The sequence below is a fragment of the Methylobacterium sp. NPDC097929 genome (assembly GCF_049543375.1).
In the GTDB taxonomy this organism is placed as follows: domain Bacteria; phylum Pseudomonadota; class Alphaproteobacteria; order Rhizobiales; family Beijerinckiaceae; genus Methylobacterium.
The window spans coordinates 102,252-120,490 of record NZ_JBMVEP010000002.1 but is presented as its reverse complement, the minus strand read 5'-3'; the positions used below and the strand labels follow the sequence as shown (position 1 = coordinate 120,490).

The following is an 18,239-nucleotide window of genomic DNA, read 5'->3' as shown; positions in this document are numbered from 1 at the left end:
GATGGATGCCGGCTTTGCGCCGCAAATCCCTCTTTCTCGATACGCCCCGCGACTGGGTTCCCTCTTCCGCGCGGCGAGGCGGATGGGCGTGTCACCGCTGCGGCCCGCTAGGGGGGACTTGCCTGAGACAGCGCGGCGCACAGAGCCGTGGAACTGGAAGCCGTCCCGCGCGATGCCGCTGGGGGCGGCACTGCGCCGGATATGACGGCGGAGCGCCCCATGAGAGAATCGGTCCATGAGGGGGCGGCAGTGAGCGAGTACCGAGGCATGCAGGTGCTCGTGGCCGGAGGTGCGGGCTTCATCGGCTCGCACCTCGTGGATGGACTGCTCGGACAGGGCGCGCAGGTCGTCGCCCTCGACAGCCTCCTGACCGGGCGACGGGACAACCTCGCCCATCTCGCTCGCGAACCGCGCTTCGAACTCGTCGAGGCGGATGTGACCCGGCCGCTGCCCGCGCTCCCGCGCTTCGACCGCATCTTCAATCTCGCCTGCGCGGCGTCCCCGCCGCACTATCAGGCCGACCCCGTGCACACGATGATGACGAGCGTCGTCGGCACCCACCATCTCCTGGAACGCGCCCGGCAGGACGGTGCCCGCTTCCTTCAAGCCTCTACCAGCGAGGTCTACGGCGACCCCGAGGTGCATCCGCAGACCGAGGCGTACTGGGGCAACGTCAATCCGACCGGGCCGCGCGCCTGCTACGACGAGGGCAAACGCTCCGCCGAGACCCTGATTTTCGATTTCGAGCGCATGCACCGGCTCGACGTGCGGGTGGCGCGCATCTTCAACACCTACGGCCCGCGCATGCGCGCCGACGATGGTCGCGTCGTCTCCAACGTGGTCTGCCAAGCGCTCGCGGGCGAGCCGATCACCGTCTACGGCAACGGCGAGCAGACCCGCTCGTTCTGCTACGTCGCCGACCTCGTCGAGGGGCTGATGCGGATGATGGAGCGCGAGGACTCCCCCGGCGGTCCGGTCAATCTCGGCAATCCGCACGAGATGACGGTGGCGGAACTGGTGGCCCTGGTGACGCGGATGACGGGGACCCGCTCTGCGGTGGTCCGCCGGCCGTTGCCGGTGGACGATCCCCAGCGCCGCTGCCCCGACATCACCCGTGCGCGGGCTCTGCTGGACTGGTCACCGCAGGTGACGCTCGAAGAGGGCCTGGAGGCGACGATCGCTTGGTTTGCCCGCGAGGTGCGCCCGCCGGAGCCGGACACGGCCCCTCCGGCGCTGGGACGCTTCGTCGGCAGCCGGCCCTTCCCGACGGCGGAGCCGATCGTCGGCGAGTACGCACGGAGCCAGCCGTGACGCGCCCGCTCTGGCGCGGACCCATCCGATCAAGCCCGTAGGCGTGCGTCTGCCGGATCGCGGTGGCGACTCGCCCCTCTCGTCGCTCGTCTCCGAGAGCCGGAGGCCGATTGCGGCGCTACTCCGCCGCCGCCCGTCGCAGGCCGATCCGCCGCCAGATCGTGCTCAGCGCCTCCACGAGATGATCGATGTCCGCGTTGGAATGCAGCGGCGAGGGCGTGATGCGCAGGCGCTCCGTGCCGCGGGGCACGGTCGGGTAGTTGATCGGCTGCACGTAGATGCCGAACTCGTCGAGCAGCGTGTCGCTGATCGCCTTGCACAGCACCGGATCGCAGACCATCACCGGCACGATGTGGCTCTGGTTGGCGAGCGTCGGGATGCCGGCCGCGTCGAGGGCCTGCCGCACCCGGGCGACGCGCTCCTGATGGCGCGCGCGCTCGAGGCTGCTCTCCTTGAGATGGCGGATGCTCGCCGCCGCGCCGGCGGCCACCGCGGGCGGCAGCGAGGTGGTGAAGATGAAGCCCGAGGCGAAGCTGCGGACGAAGTCGCAGAGCTGGCCCGAGCCCGTGATGTAGCCGCCGTGGACGGCGAAGGCCTTGCCGAGGGTGCCCTCGATCACGTCGAGCCGGTGGGCGAGGCCCATCCGCTCCGAGATGCCGCCGCCGCGGGCGCCGTAGAGGCCGACGGCGTGAACCTCGTCGAGATAGGTCAGCGCGCCGTGCGCCTCGGCCACGTCGCAGATCTCGTCGATGGGCGCGATGTCGCCGTCCATCGAATAGACCGACTCGAAGGCGACGAGCTTGGCTCGGCCCGGCTCGATCAGGCCGAGCTTGCGGTTCAGATCCTCCGGATCGTTGTGGCGGAAGATCTGGCGCTCGGCCCGGCTGGAGCGGATGCCTTCGATCATCGAGGCGTGGTTGCCCTCGTCGGAGAACACGACGCAGCCCGGGAGCTTCGAGGCGAGCGTGCCGAGCGCGGCCCAGTTCGAGACGTAGCCGGAGGAGAAGATCAGCGCCGCCTCCTTGCCGTGCAGGTCGGCCAGCTCCCGCTCCAGCAGGACGTGATAGTGGTTGGTGCCGGAGATGTTGCGGGTGCCGCCGGCTCCCGCGCCGCAGCGCTCGATCGCCTCGTGCATCGCCCGCAGCACCTCCGGGTGCTGGCCCATGCCGAGATAGTCGTTGGAGCACCAGACCGTGACCTCGCGCTCGCCGCCGGGGCTGTGATGCGTGGCGTAGGGGAAGCGTCCCGCCTGCCGCTCCAAGTCGGTGAAGACGCGGTAGCGCCCCTCCCTGTGCAGGCCGGCGATCGCAGAGCCGAAGAACGCCTCATAATCCATGTCCGTCCTCCCCGAAGAATTCGTCCGATATGCGGATCTGGCGTCCGCCTCGTGTCAGTCGTGGCCCGCCCTGCCCGCTTCCGGGCTGTCGGCCGCCACCGGCGCCCCGCGTCCCGGCAGGCTCCAGCTCCAGAGCGCGGCCGCCGGCAGGGGCAGCATCAGGAACCAGTGTTCGAGGGTCGCGAGTGCGGCCATCGTCGCGAGCAGGGCGAAGCCGGCGACCGCCTGCGGCGCCGCCTCGGCATCGAGGGCGCCGCGGGTCAGAAGCACGGTCGCTGCCGTGCCCAGGGTGACGGAGAGCGGGAACAGCGCGTTCATCGGCCGCCGCGTCAGGTAGCAGGTGAGGTAGCCGAGATGCGACGGCAGGAACTCGGCGTTGAGATTGCGCACGCCTAGGAACAGGTTGAGCCGGGCCGAGGCGTTCATCAGCGTGAGCAGCGCGTAGGTCCACAGGGCCACCCGGTTCTCCTGCCCCCAGGTGAGGCAGAGGATGGCGAGGCCGCCCGCGAGGATCGCGAACTCGTGCCACAGGCTGGTGGCGAGCGCCGCCAGGAAGCGGTCGAGCCCGCGAAGGCTCGGCGCGCAGGCGGCGGGCTTCGGGCCGGAGACGAAGCCCATGTAGTAGCTCATCTCCTGCCAGCCCCAGACCGCTACGGCGGCCGTGAAACCGATATAGGCGCCGGCCTCCGACGCATCGTCCGCGCTGGCCCGAATCGCCCAGAGCGCCCCCGCCAGCACGGCGCTCGCCCCGACCATGCTGCGGGCATGCGTGCGCCGCGGCAGGTGCTGGAGCACCAGAACTAGCCCGGTGGCGGACCACCAGAGCAGCACGGCGTAGAGCGCCGGGAGGGCGAGCGCGCTCATGCTACCAGACCGGCTGGAGCCGGATGTCGGCCGGCATCGCGTTGTGCTTGACCGGCAGCAGGTAGAGCCGCGCGAAGGTCGCCGCGGCGACGACGGTCTGGACCCCGTGCTTGAGCTTGCCGGCCACGCCCCCTTGCGCCCGGGCGGCGGCGATCTTGTCCGCGCAGACCAGAAGCCGGTCGAGCCCCGCCTTGAAGCGCGGATCGTCGAGATCCAGGGTGATCGGGAAGGTCTGTTTCGAAATCTCGGAGGTGATCCGGAAGACCTTGAAGTCGTAATCGGTCGGATCGACGCCGAGCGCCTTGTGGAAGGCCGGGCGGCAATGGTCGCGCACGTACATCGTCGCGAAGACGGCGAGCAGGAAGAAGCGGATCCAGTAGCGGTTCACGCCCTCCGTCAGCCGCGGGTTGGCCCGCATCAGCAGCGCGAAAGCCTCGCCGTGGCGGAACTCGTCGTTGCACCACTTCTCGAACCACTTGAAGATCGGGTGGATGCGCCGCTCGGGATGCCGCTCCAGCTCACGGAAGATGGTGATGTAGCGGGCGTAGCCGATCTTCTCGGAGAGATAGGTGGCGTAGAAGATGAACTTCGGCTTGAAGAAGGTGTACTTCTTGGCCTTGGTCAGAAAGCCCAAATCGACACCGATGCCGAAATCCTTGAGCGTGTCGTTGATGAAGCCGGCATGCCGCGCCTCGTCCCGGCTCATGAAGCCGAACAGCTCCTTGATGTCCTTGTTCTTGGCCCGCTTCCTCATCTCCGCGTAGAGCACGCAGCCTGAGAACTCGGCGGTGATCGAGGAGACGAGGAAATCGAGGAATTCCTTGCGCAGCTCCGGGTCCATGTTCGACAGGTCGCAGTCGAACTCCTCGTTGCGCACGAAGTGGCGCTTGTTTGGATCGGAGCGCAACTCGTCGATCAGGATGTCCCACTCGCGGCGCACGGGCTCGACATCGGTGCGGTCGAGTTCGTCGAAGTCGGTGGTGTAGAAGCGCGGGCTGAGGAACGTCGTCGCCTGCGCCGACTTCGTGGATTCGTTGATCGGATGGCGGGCGGCGGGCGGAGCCGCCGGGGGCTGGACGTTGGCGTTCACAGCTTCCTCCGTTCGGAAAAGCTCACCTCGTAGAGCTCGGTCAGTTCGAGGTGGGCGATCAGCTTGGTCCAGGCCCGCTCCAGCCGGCCGGCGCGGGTGACGGTGGCGGTGCGGCGCACGGTGAGGCGCTCGCCGTAGGGGACCTCGGTCGGGGCGTCGTGGACTTGGACCTCGTCGCCGGGCTCGATCTCGAACCCGGCATCGAGCGTCACGTGCGCGTGCAGGCTCTCCGGGGTCTGCTCGATCTCGACGGTGCAGGGCACCTCGACGACGCGTTTGCCGATCCAGGCCATCCCGGTCTCCCCCATCACCGCGCCTCTTTTCCCGGCAGCAGGCGGGCGAAGGCCCGGGCATTCGTCGGGCCGAAGGCCTGCAACGCCACTTGGCGTCCGGTTGCGGTATCCTCCAACGACAGCGTTCCGTTGTCGAATCGAGTGAGCGTGAAGGGCGGATCGCGGCTCAGGCCCTCCCGCTGTCGCGCCTGGGCGAGTCCGCGCAGCGTCCCGCGGATGAAGCCGTCCTGCCCCGGCTCGATCCGGCCGACGAGCCGGCCGCCCTCGGCCGCGCGCAGATCGATGGCGCCGTCCGGGCGGTCCTCCGCGTGGAAGGCCAGGGTCTCGACCGGTCTCGCCGTCACGTTCGGGGCCGTCTCGGAGCCGCGCCCGAGAGCGACGGCGAGCAGGGTCACGCCGAGCAGGCCCGTGATGGCGAGCAGGGCGGGCCGCTCCGCGGTGGGCTTGCGGGAGGGGGGGCTGAAGTTCAGCTCGACGGGCATGCCGGTTCTCTCCTGGCGCTAGCGCGATCCGGCCGCGGCCAGGCGGCCGGCGGGAGCCTTGGGCCGTTCCGGCGCGGCCACCACCGGTTCCTCGATGCGGGCCGGTCCCGTCGCCCGAGCGGCGAGCGCCGGGGCCAGCAGGTCCGCGACGCGGTGGGCGTCGGGCACCGAGCGCAGCATGGGCTCGGGCCGGCTCACCCGCCAGGGGCGGGCATGGGGCCAGAGATGCAGGTAGGCCACCCGCTCGCCGGGCGGCAGCTGGAGGGGGATGTCGCCGCTGCCGTCGGCGAACAGGCGCAGGCCGGCCGATTCGATCTGCGCGTGCGGCAGGTTGAGGGTGATCGGCAGGGCGATGCCGACATGCATCACGACCCGCCGGTCGGTGATGGTGTAGACGGTGGTTCGGTGGACGAGCCACGAGAACAGTCCCAGCAGCGCCAGCGCCAAGAGCCCGGTCAACAGGGTCGGTCCCGCCACGGCCAGCGCCCGGGCCGGCCCCTCGCTCAGCCCGGCGCCGAGCGCCAGGAGCCCGGCCGCGCCCGCGAACCACAGCATCACGAGGCGCGCGTGGAAAGCCCGCAGCATCACGCCGTGGACGGTGGGGGCGCCGCGCCAGAGAATGCGCTCCTCGGCCGGGAGCGGGCCGGGCAGGCCCCGCAGGGTACCCTCGGGAAGGAAATCGGACTCGCTCACGGGTTCGGCCCTCGGAGGATCGGATCGGCGGATCGGTTCAGAGGATGGGTTCAGAGGATGGGTTCTTGCCGGGCGGGCGAGGCGTAGAGCGTGCCGGCGCCGAAATAGGCCATGATCCGCTCCTCCTCGCGCAGCGTCACGGAATCCGGGTCCTTGGTGCCGGGGATGTCGGCGAATTGCGCGGCCAGGAGCGCCTCGGTCTTCACTTCCCGCGCGAAGCGGCTGGTGGTGCAGAAGGTGACCGGCATCAGCACGCGGCGCCCGCCCGCGCCGAGTTCCACCTCGTAGTAGCGCACGAAGGACTCGCCCCGGTCGAGCCAGAGATCGACGACGGTGCCCGCCACCTGCCGGTCGGCGCCCAGGACCGGCATGCCGATCGGGTTCGGGCCGTCCTCGTGAACCACGAAGCTCTCGGCGACCCGGAGCGGGACGATGCGGTACTGGTCGTCCCAGGTGCGGTCGTGCTCGTCGTGACGGGGCACCCAGGAGCCGGGACCGACCGGCGCGTCGAACGCGGTCTCGGTGCGGAAGTAGGGCGCGCCGGGGAAGACCTCGCGCCGCCGGCTCGGCACGTCGGCGTCGTAGGCGACGTTGGTCTGCGGCGCATGGGTGGTGTGGCCGCTCGACAGGCGGAACGCCTTCGGGGTCGGGATCAGGATCGGGTCCGGGCTCTTGAGGCGGCCGGCGGCCTCGTTCTCCAGCGGGTATCCCTCGCGGCGATCCTCGCGGCGCAGGTAGAAGACGAGGCCCGCGAAGAAGAGCCAGAACGCGTAGAGCGTGACCTGCGCGACGTCGATGTAACCGGTGATCTCGCCTCTGGGCATGGCAGGCCTCCCGATCAGGTGGGACGGTTGACGAGGGGGTCGAACGATCCGCTCCGGCCCTCGTCCGGGCGGCCGGGTCGGGAGGCGTCCGCGCGCACGAGCGGACCGAGCGCGACGAGGCTCGCGAAGAGCAGCGCGATCTCGACGTGGTAGACGATGAGGTAGCCGATCGCGGGCTCGTTCATGCCCTCGCCCAGGGCTCCGGATTGGGCGAGGGCGGCGCCGGCATCGCGCAGGATGCCGCTGGCGGCGATGGCCATTCCGGCGGCGCTGGCCTGCGCCGCGCCCCAGGCGCCGAGCGCGAGGCCGGTATCCTCCGGTCCGGCCTTCGCCATGGAGGCCGTGAGCGTGCCGTGGGCGAACAGGCCGCCGCCGACGCCGATCAGCGTGACGCCGGCCGCGAACAGGCGCGCGGAGGCGAGCGGCGCGGCGAAGACGACGGCCGAGAAGGCCATGATGCCGATGACGCTGCCCACCGCCGCGACCCGATAGGGATCGCCGCCGCGATTGAGCCAGCGCGCCGCCGCGATCAGGCCGAGTCCGCCCCCGGCCGCGAGCATGGCGGTGAGCGCCGTGGTCTGACCGACGGAGAGGCCGAGGATCTGGCCGCCATAGGGTTCGAGCAGGATGTCCTGCATCGAGAAGCCCGCGGTGCCGAGCGCGATGGCCGCGAGGCGCCGCCGGGCGCTGCCCTCCCCCGCATAGTCCTGCCAGGATCGGGCGAAGCTCGGCCGCGCCGCCGGACGGGTCGTGCGGTCGGGGCTCCGCGGCTCCTGCTTCCACAGGGCGATGCCGTTGAGCACGATCGTGACGAGCGCGGCCCCCTGGATGACCTGGATCAGGCGAATGGCCGAGAAGTTGGCGAGCGCGAGGCCGAACAGCACCGCGCTCCCCATCATGCCCGCGAGCAGCATGGCGCAGAGCAGCGCCACCACCTTCGGGCGGGCGTGGGCCGGCGCGAGATCGGTGGCGAGTGCCAGCCCGACGGTCTGCGTGGTGTGGAGCCCCGCGCCGACGAGCAGGAAGGCGAGGGCCGCCGCCGCTTGTCCGACCCAGAGGGGCCCGGTGGTGTCGCCCGACAGGATCAGCAGGGCGAAGGGCATGATGGCGAGCCCGCCGAATTGCAGCAGCGTGCCGAACCAGATGTAGGGCACCCGGCGCCAGCCGAGCACGGAGCGGTGCGTGTCCGAGCGGAAGCCGACCAGCGCCCGCAAGGGTGCGAACAGCAGCGGCAGCGACAGCATCACCGCGACGATCCAGGCGGGGACCGCGAGTTCGACGATCATCACCCGGTTGAGCGTGCCGATCAGCAGCACGGCCGCCATGCCGACGGTGACCTGGAACAGCGACAGCCGCATCAGCCGCCCGAGCGGCAGCTCCTTCGTCGCGGCATCGGCGAAGGGAAGGATCGCCGGACCGAGGCGCAGGAACGCCTGGGTGAGGGCGAGACCGGATTTCATCGAGCGCCCCCGCTCTCGCCCGCGGGAGACGAGGTCTTGCGCAGCTCGATCGCGTTCGAGAGGTAGAATCCGCTGTTCACCCGGTGCGTCCGTTCCACGGCGAAACGGGCCAGCGCCTGCTCCCCGGCGATGCGCCGCCGCAGGCCGCTCTCCGTGATCGGCACGATCGCCGGAGCGCGGTCGGCCTTCGGGAAGAGCTTGCCGGCCGCGTGCATCAGGGTCAGCAGCGCCGTGCGCGGGGCCACCGTGAAGAGCAGGCTGCCGTCCGTGCGCAGGGAGAGTTCGGCCAGCGCCCGGACGATGTCCGGTGCCTGATAGTGGATCAGCGAATCCATCGCGACGACGTGGTCGAAGCGGCCGAGCCAGGGGTCGAGCATGTCGCCGACCCGGAATTCGGCTGAGCCGGCTCCGTCGATGACGGGAAGCCGCTCGCGGGCAAGCCCGATCAAGGTGGGCGAGACGTCGATCGCCACCACCGAGGCACCCCGGCGGGCGGCTTCCACGGCGAGCGCGCCGGTGCCGCAGCCGGCGTCCAGCAGGCGCCGGCCGGTCAGGTCGTCGGGCAGCCAGCCGAGCAGGTTCGCCCGCATCGCGTCGCGCCCGGCCCGGACCGTGGCGCGGATCTTCGAGACCGGGGCGTCGGAGGTGAGGCGCGACCACGCCTCGACCGCGGTGCGGTCGAAGTAGGTTTCGAGCTGGGAGCGGCGGGTGAGGTAGGGCGTGCTCATCGATCGCGTCCCGAGATCAGTCGAAGCCGAGGAATTCGAACAGGTCGCGGTCCTTCATCGGCACCGCCTCGCAAGGGTCGGCGCCGGCCCAGAGCGTCTCGGCGAGCTGCATGTACTCGTCGGTGACGGCCTTCAGCTCTGGCGTCGGCTCCATCTCGAACAGCGTCGATTTCTTCAGGCGCGAGCGGCGCACCACGTCGAGATCGGGGAAGTGCGCGAGCCGGCGCAGGCCCACCGCCGCGTTGAAGCGGTCGATCTCGTCGGTCTTGGCCGAGCGGTTGGCGATGACGCCGCCGAGCCGGACGCCGTAATTCTTCGACTTGGTGTGGATCGCTGCCACGATCCGGTTCATCGCGAAGATCGAGTCGAAGTCGTTGGCGGTGACGATCAGGGCCCGGTCCGCGTGCTGGAGCGGCGAGGCGAAGCCGCCGCAGACCACGTCGCCGAGCACGTCGAACACGACGACGTCGGTGTCCTCCAGGAGGTGGTGCTCCTTGAGGAGCTTGACCGTCTGCCCGACGACGTAGCCGCCGCAGCCGGTCCCGGCGGGCGGTCCGCCGGCCTCGACGCATTTCACGCCGTTGAAGCCCTCGACCACGAAATCCTCGGGCCGCAGCTCCTCGGAGTGGAAGTTCACGGCTTCGAGGGCGTCGATGACGGTCGGCGCGAGGCGCTTGGTGAGGGTGAAGGTCGAATCGTGCTTCGGATCGCAGCCGATCTGGAGGACCCGCTTGCCCAGCTTGGAGAAGGCCACCGAGAGGTTCGAGGAGGTGGTCGACTTGCCGATGCCGCCCTTGCCGTAGACGGCGAAGACCTTAGCGGTGTCGATCCGGTCGTTCGGATCGAGTCCGACCTGCAGGCTGCCCTCCTCGCGGCGGACGGGGACGGGGTTTCGGATGGCGATGTTCATGCCGCGACTCCTGCGGTGATGCCGGGCGAGGATCCTGGCGCCAGAGATCCTGGCGTGACGCCTTCGAGCCGGTCCTCCAGCTCCTCCTCGGCGCGGTCGAGCGCGTCGCGCGTCGCCGCGTCGGGCGTCCAGAAGCCCCGGCGATGGGCCTCGATCAGGCGGCTGGCCACCCGCGCGCAGGCGGTCGGGTTGAGCGTCGCCATGCGGTCGCGCATGGCCTCGTCGAGCACGAAGGTCTCGGTGATGCGCTCGTAGATCCAGGGCTGGACCGCGTTGCTCGTGGCGGACCAGCCGACGGTGTTGGTCAGCGTCGCCTCGATCTGGCGCACGCCCTCGTAGCCGTGGCCGAGCAGACCCTCGTACCATTTCGGATTGAGCATCCGGGTACGGGTTTCCAGCGCCACCTGCTCGTCGAGGGAGCGGACGCGGCCCTCCCCGCGGGTCTGGTCGCTGATGTAGATCGGCACGCTCGCGCCGCGGGCGCGGGCCACCGCCCGGCCCATGCCGCCGAGCCCGTCGAAATAGTGGTCGACGGAGGTGACGCCGAGTTCGACCGAGTCGAGATTCTGGTAGGCGAGATCGACCCGGGCGAGCACCGCCTTCATCAGGTCGCGCTGCGGCGCCGGCCGGCCGTTGCGGCCGTAGGCGAAGCTCTTGCGCCGGGAGAAGGCCTCGCACAGCTCGTCCTCGTCGTCCCAGCGGCCGGATTCGACGAGGTGGTTGACGTTGGCGCCGTAGGCCCCTTCCGCGTTCGAGAAGACGCGCAGGGCCGCCGTCTCGAAGTCGCAGCTCTGCTCGGCCTGGATCGCCAGCGCGTGCTTGCGCACGAAGTTGCGCTCGACCGGCTCGTCGGCGCTCGCCGCGAGGAAGCTCGCCTCGGCCAGAAGCTTGGTCTGGAGCGGCAGGAGATCGCGGAAGATGCCCGAAAGGGTGACCACGGCGTCGATGCGCGGACGGCCGAGGCGTTCCAGCGGGATCAGCTCGGCGCCGGCCAGCCGGCCGTAGCCGTCGAAGCGCGGGGCCGCGCCGATCAGCGCCAGCGCCTGAGCGATGGGGCCGCCTTCGCTCTTGAGGTTGTCCGTTCCCCACAGCACCAGGGCGACGCTCTCGGGCATCGGCCGGCCTTCCGAGGCATGGCGCGCGAGCACCCGGGCCACCTGCTGGGCGCCGTCGGCCAGGGCGAAGGCCGAGGGCAGGCGGTAGGGATCGAAGCCGTGCAGGTTGCGCCCGGTGGGCAGGATGCCCGGATTGCGCAGGAGATCGCCGCCGGCCACCGGCGGAATGAAGCGGCCGTCGAGCGCCCGCAGGAGGGCGGGAATCTCGTGGTCGCGGGCGAGGTCGCGGTCGATGCGGGCCAGATCCGCGAAGGCGCCGCGGTTCGCTTCCGTCGTCGGCAGGCCCGCGGCGTCCAGCGCCGCGTTGAGGGCGACGCCCTCGACCAGCCCTTCGATCCCGGCCCGCGCGGGCTTCAGGCCGTGCGAGGCGTCGGCCAGAGCGAGCAGCAGGTCGATGCGCTCCTCGCGTCCCATTCCCTCCCCCGCAACGTGCAGGCCGTGAGGGATCAGCGTCTGCTCCAGCTCGGCGAGCGCTTCCGCCAGCGCGCCGACCCGCGCGGCCCAATCGCCCTCCCAGACCGGTTCGGCGGGAACGAGATCGACGGCCGCGCCCTGCGTCTGGATGAGGGAGGCGAGAGCGACCCGCTCGCCCGTCGCCTCCGGCTCCAGTCCCCGCCAGCGCTCGATCGAGGCCTTGAGGTCGAGAAGCCCGCGGTAGAGGCCGGCCGCGGCCAGGCTCGGCGTCAGGTAGCTCACGAGCGTCGCGGCCGAGCGCCGCTTGGCGAGCGCACCCTCGGACGGGTTGTTGGCGGCGTAGAGATAGACGTTGGGCACGTCGCCGATCAGCCGCTCCGGCCAGCAGGAGGCCGAGAGGCCCGTCTGCTTGCCCGGCATGAACTCGAGCGCGCCGTGGGTGCCGAAATGCAGCACCGCATCGGCTCCGAAATCCTCGCGAAGCCAGCGGTAGAAGGCGCAGAAGGCGTGGGTCGGCGCGAAACCGCTCTCGAACAGCAGCCGCATCGGGTCGCCCTCGTAGCCGAAGGCGGGCTGCACCCCGACGAAGACGGAGCCGAACTGGGCGCCGAGCACGAAGATGTCGCTGCCGTTGCTGAGATGACGGCCGGGCGCGGGCCCCCATTGCGCCTCGATCTCTCGCAGGTCGGTCTCGCGGCGGACATGGCTCACCGCGCTGACCCGGGCATGGACGTTGGCCGGCGTGCCGAGCCGGGCCGCGTTGCCGCCGAGGATCGCCTCGCGCAGGGCATCGACGCTCTCGGGCACCGCGACGTCGTAGCCGTCGTCGCGCAGCCCGCGCAGGGTGTTCAGCAGCGAGGCGTAGACCGAGAGGAAGGCGGCGGTGCCGGTCGCGCCGGCATTGGGCGGGAAATTGAACAGCACGACGGCGACCCGCCGCTCGGCCTTCGGCCGGGCCCGCAGCGAGACCAGCCGCGCGACGCGGGCGGCGAGCCGCGCGGCCCGCTCGGGATGCACGCGCATGTCGCGGGCGTTGTCCGCGCCGGAGGCCGAGGACCGTCCGCCGAAGACCATCGGCGCGCTGGCGCCGTCGAGTTCGGGGATCGCGACCATCATGGTCGCCTCGACCGGCGAGAGGCCGCGGCTGCCCGCCTCCCACTGCTCGATCGTCTGGAATTCGAGGGCGTGGGCGGCGATGTAGGGCACGTCGAGCCGCGCCAGCAGCGCCTGGGCCGCCGCCGCGTCGTTGTAGGCCGGGCCGCCGACCAGCGAGAAACCGGTGAGCGAGACCAGGGCATCGACCGTGGGCCGGCCGCCCGCCATGAAGTAGGCCTCGACCGCCGGGCGGTTGTCGAGCCCGCTGGCGAAGGCGGGGACCACCGAGAGGCCCCGGGCTTCGAGCGCGGCGATGACGCCGTCGTAGTGGGCGGTGTTGCCGGCCAGGACGTAGGAGCGCATCAGCAGCAGGCCGACGCGGCCCTGGGCTCCGGGCACGGTGGGCATGGCGGACGGGTCCTCGCCGACCCGGCCCCGCATGCGCGGATGATAGAGGCCGGTCTCGGGGTAGTGCTGGGGCGCGGGCGCGGCGGCGATCGCGCGCCAGCCGGCGCGGGGGCCGGCGGCGTAGCGCTGCACCAGGAAGCGCACGAGGCTCGCCACGTTCTCGTCGGAGCCCGCGAGCCAGTATTGCAGCGTGAGGAAATAGGCTCGCACGTCCTGCGCCGAGCCGGGGATGAAGCGCAGGATCTTGGGCAGCTTGCGCACCAGGGCCATCTGCCGGGCGGCATTGCCCTCGGCACCGGGCTTGCCGCGCAGCCGCTTCAGGAAATCGAGGGCCGAGCGCTTGGTGCCGCTCATGTCGAAGCGGTTGAGCCGGGTGGTGCGCACGACCTCGGCCGCCGAGAGGCAGCCGATCATCGCGTCGCAATCCGGGCGGCGGCGCTGCAGCGCCGGCAGGATCGCCCGCACGTGCTCGTCGAGGAACAGCATGGCCGAGACGACGATGTCGGCCCGCGCGATCTCCGCCTCGCAGTCGCGCAGCGCGCTCGGATCGGTCTCCCATTCCGCGGCGGCGTGGAAGCTCAGCGAGAGGCCGGGCATCTCGGCCGCGAGCCGCAGGCGCGCCCGCTCCACCGCGCTCGCCAGGTGATTGTCGAGCGTGACGATGGCGACGCGGAGGGGGGGCCTATCGGCCGAAATGCGCCTTGGCATCGTACAGGGTCTCGAGGGTGATGAGCGGGAGCTGCCGCTCGCGGGCGAAACGCTCGGTGTTGGCGCGGGCCTTGCCGCGCACGAAGAACGGGATTTTCTTCAGCTCCTTCTCGGCATCGGGCGCCCAGGGCGCCGGGCGGATCGCCGCCGCGCCCTGGACGTGAATGGGTTCGGGAATGGGTACGGGCGCCGGGGCGAGGGGGGCAGCCGCCGGCGCCCGTTCCACGATCGCCGCACCCCCGCTCGGCTTGGCGCCGAGATGCGAGGGGGCGGCGCCGTCGTGGAACTCGGGATCTTCGCGGAACATCCCCAGGAGATGCTCCTCCAGGCCCATCATCAGGGGATGGACCAGGGTGTCGAACAGGACGTTGGCGCCCTCGAAGCCCATCTGCGGCGAGTGGCGGGCGGGGAAATCCTGGACGTGGACCGGGGCCGAGATCACCGCGCAGGGAATCCCGAGCCGCTTGGCGATGTGGCGCTCCATCTGCGTGCCGAGCACCAGCTCCGGCGCCGCCTGTCGGATCGCGGCCTCCACGTCGAGATAATCGTCGCTGATCGTCGCCTCGATCCCGTGGAGCGCGGCTTCCGCGCGGACCTCGCGGGCGAATTCCCGGGTGTAGGTTCCGAGCCCGACGAGCTTGAAGCCGATCTCGTGGGCGGCGACGCGGGCGATGGCCAGCGCATGGCTGGCGTCCCCGAACACGAAGACGCGCTTGCCGGTGAGATAGGTCGAATCGACCGAGCGCGCGTACCAGGGCAGCCGCGAGGGGGCACCGGCCAGCACGGGGGTCGGGTCGATGCCCGCGAGCCCCGCGACGGCTTCCACGAAGCGCGTCGTCGCGCCGACGCCGATCGGCACGATGTCGACGAAGGGCTGGCGGAAGGTCTTTTCGAGGTATTGCGCGGCACTGCGGGCGATCTCGGGATAGAGCACGACGTTGAAGTCGGCCTCGCCGAGCCGTCCGAGATCGGCGGGCGCGGCGCCCAGCGGCGCGATCACGTTGACGTCGATGCCCAGCGCGTCGAGGAGCCGGCGGATCTCGATGAGGTCGTCGCGGTGGCGAAAGCCCAGGGCGGTCGGCCCGAGGACGTTGCAGGCGGGACGCCGCCCTTCGCGGGCCGGCCGTTCCGTCGGGGTGCCGGCGAGCGCCCGCACCAGCCGGTAGAAGGTCTCGGAGGCGCCCCAGTTCTCTTTCTTCTGGTAGGCCGGCAACTCCAGCGGAATCACCGGAATGTCGAGGGCGAGCGCCTTGGCGAGGCCGCCGGGATCGTCCTGGATCAGCTCCGCGGTGCAGGAGGCGCCCACGATCATGGCCTGGGGCCTGAAGCGCTCGTAGGCCGAGGCGACGGCGTCCTTGAAGATCTCGGCGGTGTCGCGGCCGAGGTCGCGCGCCTGGAACGTGGTGTAGGTGACGGGCGGGCGCTCGGGCCGCCGCTCGATCATCGTGAAGAGCAGGTCGGCATAGGTGTCGCCCTGGGGGGCGTGCAGCACGTAGTGCAGGCCCCGCATCGCGGTGGCGACCCGCATGGCGCCGATATGGGGCGGTCCCTCGTAGGTCCAGACGGTGAGCTGCATGGCGGCTACACCTCCAACCGGGCGCGCCGGTCGAGCGGGCGCGCGAACAGTTCGGCGAGGTCGCCCGCCTGCTCGTAGCCCTGGATCGGCGTGAACAGGAGTTCGATCGACCACTTTGTGGTGAGCCCCTCCGCCTCCAGCGGATTGGCCAGCCCGAGGCCGCAGATCGTGAGGTCCGGCCGTGCCGCGCGGCAGCGGTCGAGCTGCTCGTCGAGACTCTGGCCCTCGACCACGAGGGTGCCGGCGGGAAGAGACTCGATCTCGGCGGCGAGGTGGGCCCGATGCAGGTAGGGCGTGCCGACCTCGATCAGCTCGGCCCCCATCTCCTGCGACAGGAAGCGGGCGAGCGGCACTTCGAGCTGCGAATCGGGGAAGAAGAACACGCGCCGTCCCGCGAGCTTGGCCCGCTGCGCGGCCAGCACCTGGCGGGCGCGCCGCAGGCCCGGCGCCGTCGCCGCGTCGAAGCGGGCGGGATCGACGCCGAAACGCTCGGCGGCGGCCCGGAGCCAGCCCGTGGTGCCCTCGGCTCCGAGGGGGAACGGGGCCGGGATGCGCCGGGCGCCCCGCTCTTCCAGCGAGCGGGCGGTCTCCGCCAGGAAGGGCTGCGCCAGCAGGAAGCGCGTGCCGCGTCCGACCGGCGGCATCTGCCCGGCCCTGCGGGCCGGCAGGAAGCGGGCCGTGATGCCGAGTTCGTCGAAGAGCCGGGCGAACTGATCCTCGACCACGTCGGCCAGGGCGCCGACGACGAGGAGGTCCGCCTCGGCGGCCGTCGCCTCGGGCAGCCCCGGCACGAGGGCGGCGAGGCAGGCATCCTCGCCCTGGGTGAAGGTCGTCTCGATGCCGGAGCCGGAATAGTTCAGCACCCGCACCTCCGGCGCGAGGCGCTGCGAGAGCCGGAGAGCTGCCCGGGACAGGTCGAGCTTGATCACCTCGGAGGGGCAGGAGCCGACAAGAAACAGCAGGCGGATCTCCGGGCGCCGCTCGATCAGCCGCCCGACCACGCGGTCGAGTTCCTCGTTCATGTCGGCGAGGCCGGCCAGATCGCGCTCGTCGATGATCGCGGTGGCAAAGCGCGGCTCGGCGAAGATCATCACGCCCGCGGCCGACTGGATCAGGTGCGCGCAGGTGCGCGAGCCGACCACGAGGAAGAAGGCATCCTGGATCTTCCGGTGCAGCCAGACGATGCCGGTCAGGCCGCAGAACACCGCCCGCTGGCCGTGCTCGGAGCGGATCGCGACACCGCAGCCCGCATTCGGAAGAGGCGCCTGGGCGTTCACCGGGCGCCCTCCGCGGTGAGGCCGAGCGGCGACGCAGCCTCGAGGCGCGCGGCCCGCAGCTTCAGCAGGAACTGCCCGGCATTGATCACGTAGGTGGCGTAGGCGGCGAGCGCCAAGCCGAGCAGGGCGCGCGTGTCGAGGGCGCCCAGGGCCAGCGCGGCGAGATAGGCCGTGTGCAGCGCCAGCACGAGCATGCTGAACACGTCCTCCCAGAAGAAGGCCGGCGCGAACAGGTAGCGGCCGAACACGACCTTCTCCCAGATCGAGCCCGTGACCATGATCGCGTAGAGCACCAGCGTCTTGACGACGACCGAAGCGTTGGCGGCCTCGGCTCCCTCGCCGGTGGCGAGCGTGCGCAGCACGAGAACGAGGCTGACGAGGAAAACGAGGAATTGGAGCGGCGCCAGCACGCCCTGCACCAGCGTCCAGGGCGAGGCGTCGCGGCGCTGCCGCTCGGCGCGCGTGTAGAGCGGTCTCTGTCGGTCCTGGCGTTGCCGCATGGCCTCCGCCCCCGCTCGCTGTCAGCCCCGATCGGGCCGAGCCTCGAAGTGACCGAAGCCTAGGCTCAGCCTCCACTCAGTGTCAATCCAAGTTGACACAAATGGAAATTTACAGCCGGTGACAACCAAATGGAACGCAAGGGATTGCCAATTCTCGGAGGAGGCGTATCGTCACGCTACACGCATCCGTTGCCCGGGGCGTCGCCATGCGAATTAAATTGCATGCCGTGCCGAGCTGCATCCTGGGGAGAGGCCCATGGGAGGCTGGAGGCAGGACGGCGGTCGCCAGGCGATCGCGCCGGAATGCACGGTCGCCGGGGAGTCGCTGGAGGCGTCCGCCTTCGCGCACGGTCCCGACGGCGACGGGATGCGGCGCCGCCTAGCGAGCGTCGTCGAGGCCGAGATCCTCCCCCGCCTCATGCTCGCCCATCGCGGCCACGCCCGGCCGACCGTTCCACCGCCCGGTCGCAGGCCCGCCCCGGAGGAGGTGGAGCGGCTGTGTAGCCTCCTGCTCGGTCGCTCGAACGCCGATCTCGCCCCCCATCTTCTGCGCTTCCTCGACGAGGGCCTGACGCTGGAGAGCGTGCTGGTCGATCTGCTCACGCCCGTGGCGCGGCATCTGGGCCGGCTCTGGGAGGAGGATGCCTGCGACTTCGTCGATGTGACGGTGGCCCTGGCGCGCCTCCAGGCCGCCGGACGTGAACTCTGCGGCCAGTTCGAGGACGAGGCCCCGGAAGCCTCGGGGCGAAGCCTGCTCCTGATGGCCTGCCCCGGGGAGACTCACGTCTTCTGCCTCTCGATCGTGGCGGCCATCTTTCGCGAATCGGGCTGGGACGTGACGATCGCCGGTCAGGGCGGTGCCCTCGATGCCGCGGAGCTGATCCAGTCCGACTGGTACGACGTGGTCGGGGTGACCCTCTCCTGCGATGTCCTGCTTCCCACCCTTCCGGAGACGATCCGCGCGCTGCGCGCGCTCTCGTGCAATCCGGCGGTCAAGGTTCTGGTGGGCGGCCCGTATTTCACCAGGAACCCGAATCAAGTACGCGCCGTTGGGGCCGACGCCACGGCGGATGATGGGCGTCTCGCGCCGCTGATCGCGGAAAGCTTGCTTGAAATGCGAACGCGGGCCTGTTGAAAGGGCGCTTCCGTCGCCAT

At 70.9% G+C, this 18,239-nt stretch carries 16 protein-coding genes; 2 read left to right on the top strand and 14 right to left on the bottom strand.

From position 1 onward, the window contains the following. The first annotated feature begins 219 nt into the window (after positions 1-219). Entirely contained in the window at positions 220-1,311 is a 1,092-nt protein-coding gene (locus tag ACPCJR_RS08615) for a UDP-glucuronic acid decarboxylase family protein (RefSeq protein ID WP_391511759.1), read from the top strand. A 118-nt stretch (positions 1,312-1,429) separates the two neighbouring features. Here ACPCJR_RS08615 and hemA read toward each other — a convergent pair whose 3' ends face one another. Genes hemA through bchF form a run of 14 tightly spaced genes read right to left on the bottom strand, consistent with a single transcriptional unit; the run spans position 1,430 to position 17,084 of the window. Next, positions 1,430-2,647: a 5-aminolevulinate synthase gene (gene hemA, locus ACPCJR_RS08610; protein WP_391511758.1), complete on the bottom strand. Its 1,218-nt coding sequence runs from the start codon at positions 2,645-2,647 to the stop codon at positions 1,430-1,432. A gap of 54 nt (positions 2,648-2,701) precedes the next feature. Beyond that, entirely contained in the window at positions 2,702-3,511 is an 810-nt protein-coding gene (gene puhE, locus ACPCJR_RS08605) for a putative photosynthetic complex assembly protein PuhE (protein WP_391511757.1), read from the bottom strand. Position 3,512: 1 nt separating this feature from the next. After that, positions 3,513-4,601: a magnesium-protoporphyrin IX monomethyl ester (oxidative) cyclase gene (gene acsF / locus ACPCJR_RS08600; protein ID WP_391511756.1), complete on the bottom strand. Its 1,089-nt coding sequence runs from the start codon at positions 4,599-4,601 to the stop codon at positions 3,513-3,515. Beyond that, positions 4,598-4,894: a hypothetical protein gene (locus tag ACPCJR_RS08595; protein WP_110353157.1), complete on the bottom strand. Its 297-nt coding sequence runs from the start codon at positions 4,892-4,894 to the stop codon at positions 4,598-4,600. Before ACPCJR_RS08595 ends, acsF begins: the two co-directional genes overlap by 4 nt. Before the next feature lie 14 nt (positions 4,895-4,908). After that, positions 4,909-5,376 carry a photosynthetic complex assembly protein PuhC gene (puhC, locus tag ACPCJR_RS08590; RefSeq protein WP_391511755.1) on the bottom strand — a complete coding sequence of 156 codons (468 nt, stop codon included), beginning with the start codon at positions 5,374-5,376 and terminating at the stop codon, positions 4,909-4,911. 18 nt (positions 5,377-5,394) lie between these two features. Beyond that, positions 5,395-6,069, bottom strand: coding sequence for a photosynthetic complex putative assembly protein PuhB (gene puhB, locus ACPCJR_RS08585; RefSeq protein WP_391511754.1), 675 nt, complete (start codon positions 6,067-6,069; stop codon positions 5,395-5,397). A 50-nt stretch (positions 6,070-6,119) separates the two neighbouring features. Next, positions 6,120-6,893, bottom strand: a complete 774-nt coding sequence (gene puhA, locus ACPCJR_RS08580; RefSeq protein WP_391511753.1) for a photosynthetic reaction center subunit H — start codon at positions 6,891-6,893, stop codon at positions 6,120-6,122. A gap of 14 nt (positions 6,894-6,907) precedes the next feature. Next, positions 6,908-8,353, bottom strand: a complete 1,446-nt coding sequence (locus tag ACPCJR_RS08575) for a BCD family MFS transporter (protein ID WP_391511752.1) — start codon at positions 8,351-8,353, stop codon at positions 6,908-6,910. Next, on the bottom strand, positions 8,350-9,081 hold the full coding sequence (gene bchM, locus ACPCJR_RS08570) for a magnesium protoporphyrin IX methyltransferase (protein WP_391511751.1): 732 nt from the start codon (positions 9,079-9,081) through the stop codon (positions 8,350-8,352). Before bchM ends, ACPCJR_RS08575 begins: the two co-directional genes overlap by 4 nt. A gap of 16 nt (positions 9,082-9,097) precedes the next feature. Then, the gene (gene bchL / locus ACPCJR_RS08565; protein ID WP_110353149.1) at positions 9,098-9,991 is read right to left on the bottom strand and encodes a ferredoxin:protochlorophyllide reductase (ATP-dependent) iron-sulfur ATP-binding protein; all 894 of its coding nucleotides are present in this window, start codon (positions 9,989-9,991) and stop codon (positions 9,098-9,100) included. Further along, positions 9,988-13,731 (bottom strand): magnesium chelatase subunit H, encoded by a 3,744-nt coding sequence (locus ACPCJR_RS08560; protein WP_391511750.1) that lies wholly within the window; start codon positions 13,729-13,731, stop codon positions 9,988-9,990. The genes bchL and ACPCJR_RS08560 overlap by 4 nt, the downstream gene beginning before the upstream one ends. Beyond that, complete coding sequence (bchB, locus tag ACPCJR_RS08555) at positions 13,706-15,307, bottom strand: ferredoxin:protochlorophyllide reductase (ATP-dependent) subunit B (protein WP_391511748.1); 1,602 nt, start codon at positions 15,305-15,307, stop codon at positions 13,706-13,708. The genes ACPCJR_RS08560 and bchB overlap by 26 nt, the downstream gene beginning before the upstream one ends. A 5-nt stretch (positions 15,308-15,312) precedes the next feature. Continuing rightward, on the bottom strand, positions 15,313-16,584 hold the full coding sequence (locus tag ACPCJR_RS08550; RefSeq protein ID WP_391511747.1) for a ferredoxin:protochlorophyllide reductase (ATP-dependent) subunit N: 1,272 nt from the start codon (positions 16,582-16,584) through the stop codon (positions 15,313-15,315). Continuing rightward, positions 16,581-17,084, bottom strand: a complete 504-nt coding sequence (gene bchF, locus ACPCJR_RS08545; RefSeq protein ID WP_391511746.1) for a 2-vinyl bacteriochlorophyllide hydratase — start codon at positions 17,082-17,084, stop codon at positions 16,581-16,583. The genes ACPCJR_RS08550 and bchF overlap by 4 nt, the downstream gene beginning before the upstream one ends. 256 nt (positions 17,085-17,340) lie before the next feature. Between bchF and ACPCJR_RS08540 the strand changes: the two genes are divergently transcribed. Next, on the top strand, positions 17,341-18,219 hold the full coding sequence (locus ACPCJR_RS08540) for a cobalamin B12-binding domain-containing protein (protein ID WP_391511745.1): 879 nt from the start codon (positions 17,341-17,343) through the stop codon (positions 18,217-18,219). The last annotated feature ends 20 nt before the right edge of the window (positions 18,220-18,239 follow it).